The organism is Vagococcus sp. WN89Y, from assembly GCF_052220145.1.
Taxonomy (GTDB): domain Bacteria; phylum Pseudomonadota; class Gammaproteobacteria; order Enterobacterales; family Enterobacteriaceae; genus Kosakonia.
Window position 1 is genome coordinate 1 of sequence record NZ_JBQPOM010000024.1, and the last position, 5,063, is coordinate 5,063.

The window sequence follows — 5,063 nt, forward strand, 5'->3', positions numbered from 1 at the left end:
CTCGGCTTCGCGAAGAATATTGATGATCTGTTCGTCGGAAAAACGCTTCTTCATGGGGTTGTCCTCATGTTGCTGATGAAGACATTACTAACATCGTCGTGTGTTAATCAATGGGGAGCAGGTCAAAGGAGCGTTGCCCCGAAGATATTAAAAAACGTGGTTAAGAAGATTGTGACTTTTACGAAAAAGAGCGACGTCTAAACCAACCCCAAACCCCAAACCCCAAACCCTTTTCACCGCTGCGGAGCAAGGGGCGCTACGTCCGTCTATGCAGTGTCAGATTTTTTCTCCCGTGTGCTTTTCGTTCCTTGTATCTGCTTCCGGTTAATCGTTTCCCGCCACAACCTGTCCCGCAAGGGTAAATGGCACGCCTGCAGCGCCCTTGCGTGACAGAACGATGCCGGGAAAACGAACCGTCAGGCGATACGAAGACGAAAATCACACACTGACGGAGAAAAAATCATGACTATTTCACTGCATACCCAAACCAGCGCCCCTGACACCGCAACGGCGACCAGCGTATCCCCGCTGGACCAGTCAGGCTCCACAAAAACGAAATGTTCTAAAACCAGAACCGATATTTACCAGACGGTTACCGACAGCATTGTGGCCGCACTGGAAGCCGGGGTTAAGCCGTGGGCATGCCCATGGGAGCGGGTGCCTGGCATGTCCGGATTGCCCTCAAATTACGCTACCGGCGTCGCTTACAGCGGAATGAATATCATGCTTCTGTGGTGCAGTGCATCGAAACAGGGGTTCGGTGATTCGCGCTGGATGACTTACAAACAGGCGCAGGCAGCAGGGGCACAGGTTCGAAGGGGCGAACACGGTACAACAGCGATTTTTTATACCACCCTGGAAAAAGAAAACGATGCTGGTGGAGTTGAGCATATCCCTATGCTGAAAACGTTCACGGTTTTTAATGTCGATCAGATCGATGGTCTGCCGCTGGCTACTGAAACGCCCAACCCCACCGTTAAGTTCGATCCGTTACCGCAGGCTGAAAATCTCTTTCGCAGCAGCGGGGCGACCATAATTGAAAAAGGGCAAAACGCTTTCTTTCGACCTTCGACAGATGAGATCTATTTACCTGCCCGCCATCTGTTTGCTGATGCCGCTAATTTTTATGCGACAGGCCTGCATGAGCTGGTTCACTGGAGCGGTGCAAAAAGCCGTCTGAACCGCGAAATGAAAGGGAAGTTTGGCAGTGAGGATTACGCGTTTGAAGAGCTGATCGCCGAGCTGGGAAGCGCTTTTCTGATGGCGGATCTGGCGATAGAAGGCGAGGTGCAGCACGAGAGCTATATTGCTTCCTGGCTGAAGGCGCTGAAAAACGATAAACGCTGCATTTTCAGAGCGGCCAGCGCAGCATCAAAAGCGCATCGTTATCTGATGGATAAAATCTGAAACGAGGAAAGGGAAACTGCAAAGCTTCGCAGTTTCCCGCCTGGGTTAACCTGAGGTTATCTGACAGAGGTGACATATAAAGTACATGAATGATAAAAGCGCGCCCGTTCCGGCGAATGCTGCGCCAGAACGGGCGAGGCCACTGGCATGGCCTGAAAACCAAAAATCTTAAACGGAAGGTGAATCAGAGGCAGCCCTCTTCCGGGAAGAGCCGGGTCGGAACATTTGCGGTATGTATCGCTTACGGTTCTCCAGTGACTTTTTTCGAAAACTGGCGGGCAGTTACGCCACTACCGGCTCATTACCGGAGGGGAGAAAACGCATTCCCGCGTCTGGTTTTTCACCAGACCGTATGAGAAAATTCCCTTTTCTGAATCCCGTGACAGGATGCACTTTATGTCAGAACCCGCTCAGCCCTGCCTGTTTACCGAAGGGCAGGTGACCCTTCCCGAAGGCTACCAGGACCGTACGGTCAATGTATTCACCCCGCCCGGCGCGGATGCCCCGGCGTTCAATATTTCCCGCGACACGCTGAACCCCGGCGAAACCCTGGCCGCTTACATCGACCGCCAGATGGCGCTGATGGCTAAACATCTTAAAGGCTGGAAAACGGGCGAACGTGGTGAATCAGTGCTCGGGGATAACCTGGTAACCGGTGAAGTTATTCACGCCAGCTACCTGCGCGACGGTAAACGAGCCTTTCAGCAGCAGGCGGTGTTTAATCCGTCCGCTGACCGGATTCTGGTGTTCACGATGTCCGCGACCCGGGCTTTAGGGGACGCCGACAGCGTACTGCTGCGCTCACTGCTGCAGAGTTTCCGTTTCCACGCCTGACAATAAGGATAGTGTGATGTTTGAAGCTGCCCGCCTCGGGGACGATATCGGCCACTCCGGCGCGCTTGCCGGGATGATTGCCGGAACGATTGTCGGTGGCCTGATTGCCGCCGTCGGCGGTATCGCCGCCGGTGCGCTGATGATTGCAGGCATCGGGGCGTCGTGTCTGGGCGTCGGTGTGCTGCTTGTCGGCGCGAGCCTCGCGGTGGGTTATTACACCGGGGAACTCGCCACCGCCGCGCGGGACAGCTTCGCGGAGGCGGGGGCGGCGAAGATGACGAAAAAAGGCGTCATCACCACCGGCTCGCACAACGTCTTTATCAACGGTAAGCCTGCCGCCATCGCCACAGACAGCATGGTGGAGTGCGATGATGACGGCTCGCAGCAGCTTGCAGAAGGCTCCTCGCGGGTGTATATCAACGGCCTGCCCGCCGCGCGCCTCGGTGACCGCACCACCTGCGACGCCAGAGTCATGACCGGCTCCGGGAATGTGTTTATCGGTGGCGCACCGGAGCAGACCCTGCCCATAAAACCGGAAGTGCCCGAATGGCTCTACAAGGCTTCTGACCTGACCCTGCTGTTTGCCGGGCTGGCCGGGGGCTGGGGCGGTCTTGCCGGGAAGGTGGGCGCGGTGGGTAAGCTGCTGGCGAAGCTGCCGGGTATCAGCAAAATCGGCCGCATTGCCTGCCGCTTCGGCACGCTGATGACCGCCACGGCGGCAGCAGGGATTATCGCCCGACCGGTGGATATCGTCAGCGGGCAGAAGTTTCTCAGCGGCGACGACGAGCTGGACTTTGTGCTGCCATCGCGTTTACCCGTGCGCTGGCAGCGCTACTGGCGCAGCGGTAACCCGGGTGACAGCGTGCTGGGGCGCGGCTGGAATCTCTTCTGGGAGACCCGTCTTGAGCGTTACCAGGACGGCCTGGTCTGGCGCGCACCAGCCGGGGATTACATCTCCTTTCCTCTCGTGCCGAAAGGCATGCGGACCTACTGCGAAGCGGAGAAGCGCTGGCTGGAGCACCACAGCGATGATTCCTGGTCGGTGTATGACATCAGCGGCGAGCGCTGGCACTACGCACCGCTTGCTGGCGACAATCCTTCCTTATTACAGCGCCTCTCTGAGCCCTGCGGCAGCGATATCCTGTTTGAGTGGAACGACGACCACACCCTGCATGCCCTGACCGACAGCGCCGGGCAGCGCGTGGTCTGCCGCTATGAGGGCGACCGGCTGACCGGGGCCTGGCTGGATGACGAAATCTGCCTCGTCAGTTACGCTTACGATGCACAGCGTCAGCTGGTGGCGGTGACGGGCCGGGGCGGTAGCGTGCGCCGCCGTTTCCGCTGGCAGGAGGACGGCCTGATGCGCGCCCACGAGGATGCGAACGGGCTGGTGAGCGAATACCGCTGGCAGGAAATTGCCGGACTGCCGCGCGTCACGGCGTTCCGCCACAGCGGCGGCGAGCAGCTCACATTCGAATATGATTTTGACAACGGTACGCGCCGCGCCATCCGCGATGACGGGGCGCAGGCGCACTGGCTGGTGGACGACGATGATAACGTCGCCGCCTTCACGGATTTCGACGGCCGGAAGACGGCCTTTATTTACCGCGACGGCGAGCTGTGCGATGTCATCCTGCCCGGCGGCGCCCTGCGCCAGTCTTCATGGGACAGATACGGGCGCATGACGCAGGAGACGGATCCGGCCGGGCGGCGCACGCAGTACCACTGGTTCCGCCTCACCGACCGTATCACCCGCACGGATTACCCGGACGGCACGTCAGAGCAGAGCCTGTATGACCTTAAGGGACGCCTGCTGTCCGAAACTGACGCCGCAGGCAGCACCACCACGTACCACTACCCGGACGACGAAGAACTGCTGCCGGACAGCATCACCGATGCGACCGGCGGCGTGGTGCGGCTGGTGTGGAACCGCCAGGGATTACTGACAAGCCGCACCGACTGCTCCGGCAGCGTCACCCGCTTCAGCTATGACCGCTTCGGGCAGTTAATCAGCAGCGAGGACGCGGAAGGCCACGTCACCCGCCGCGAATGGAACGCTGCCGGGCAGCTCACCACCGTCATTCACCCGGACGGCAGCCGCGAGACATTACAGTGGAACGCACGCGGCCAGCTTGCCGCCTGGCGTGACCCGCTGGAAAGCGAGGTGCGCTGGAATTACAACCCGCTCGGCCTGCCGGTGAGCCTCACCGACCGCATCGGGCGCACCCGCCGCTGGCATTATGACCCGCGCGGTAACCTGCTCAGACTCGAAAACGGCAACGGCGGGGAGTACCGCTTCACGTATGATGAGACCGGACACCCGACGAGCGAAACCCGCCCGGACGACACGTCGCGGCAGATGGAGTGGGATGTACGTGGCTTCCTCAGTGTGCTTCAGGAGAACGGCCGGCCTGCCGCAGATGGCGGTATCGCCCGCCGCTGGCAGCAGTTCACGTATGACGACAGCGGCCTGCTGACCGGGCGCAGCACCCGCCATGCGCAGTACCGCTATGACCATGACCTGAACGGCCGGGTTATGCGGATAGCCCGGACCCCGACCGCCGACGGTGTTGCGCTGGGTATCGAAACAGACCACATTACTTTTACCCGTGATGCGGCAGGCCGCCTCGTGAGCGAGTCCGGGGTTAACGGCGAACTCAGCTATGCCTGGGATGCGCTGGGTAACCTGACGGACCTCACGCTTCCCGGCGGGCAGCAGATGGTCTGGCTGCATTACGGCTCCGGCCACGTCAGCGCCATCCGCTTCGGTCAGCAACTGGTCACCGAGTTCACCCGCGACCGCCTGCACCGGGAACTCCGCC

General features: G+C 59.8%; 4 protein-coding genes. All 4 read left to right on the forward strand.

The genetic code is table 11. From position 1 onward, the window contains the following. Nucleotides 1-201: hypothetical protein (locus tag ACTU3N_RS08260; RefSeq protein ID WP_443085649.1), on the forward strand; the 201-nt coding region annotated here is incomplete at its 5' end. A 261-nt stretch (nt 202-462) separates the two neighbouring features. Next, entirely contained in the window at nt 463-1,407 is a 945-nt protein-coding gene (locus tag ACTU3N_RS08265; RefSeq protein WP_443085650.1) for an ArdC family protein, read from the forward strand. 396 nt (nt 1,408-1,803) lie between these two features. After that, nucleotides 1,804-2,241: a DcrB-related protein gene (locus tag ACTU3N_RS08270; RefSeq protein ID WP_443085651.1), complete on the forward strand. Its 438-nt coding sequence runs from the start codon at nt 1,804-1,806 to the stop codon at nt 2,239-2,241. Nucleotides 2,242-2,257: 16 nt separating this feature from the next. Continuing rightward, nucleotides 2,258-5,063: PAAR domain-containing protein (locus ACTU3N_RS08275; protein ID WP_443085652.1), on the forward strand; the 2,806-nt coding region annotated here is incomplete at its 3' end.

Bases quoted from the DNA above. Each gene is read 5' to 3' on its own strand.
- ACTU3N_RS08270 (WP_443085651.1), top strand. From the start codon at position 1,804: ATGTCAGAACCCGCTCAGCCCTGCCTGTTTACCGAAGGGCAGGTGACC.
- ACTU3N_RS08265 (WP_443085650.1), top strand. From the start codon at position 463: ATGACTATTTCACTGCATACCCAAACCAGCGCCCCTGACACCGCAACG.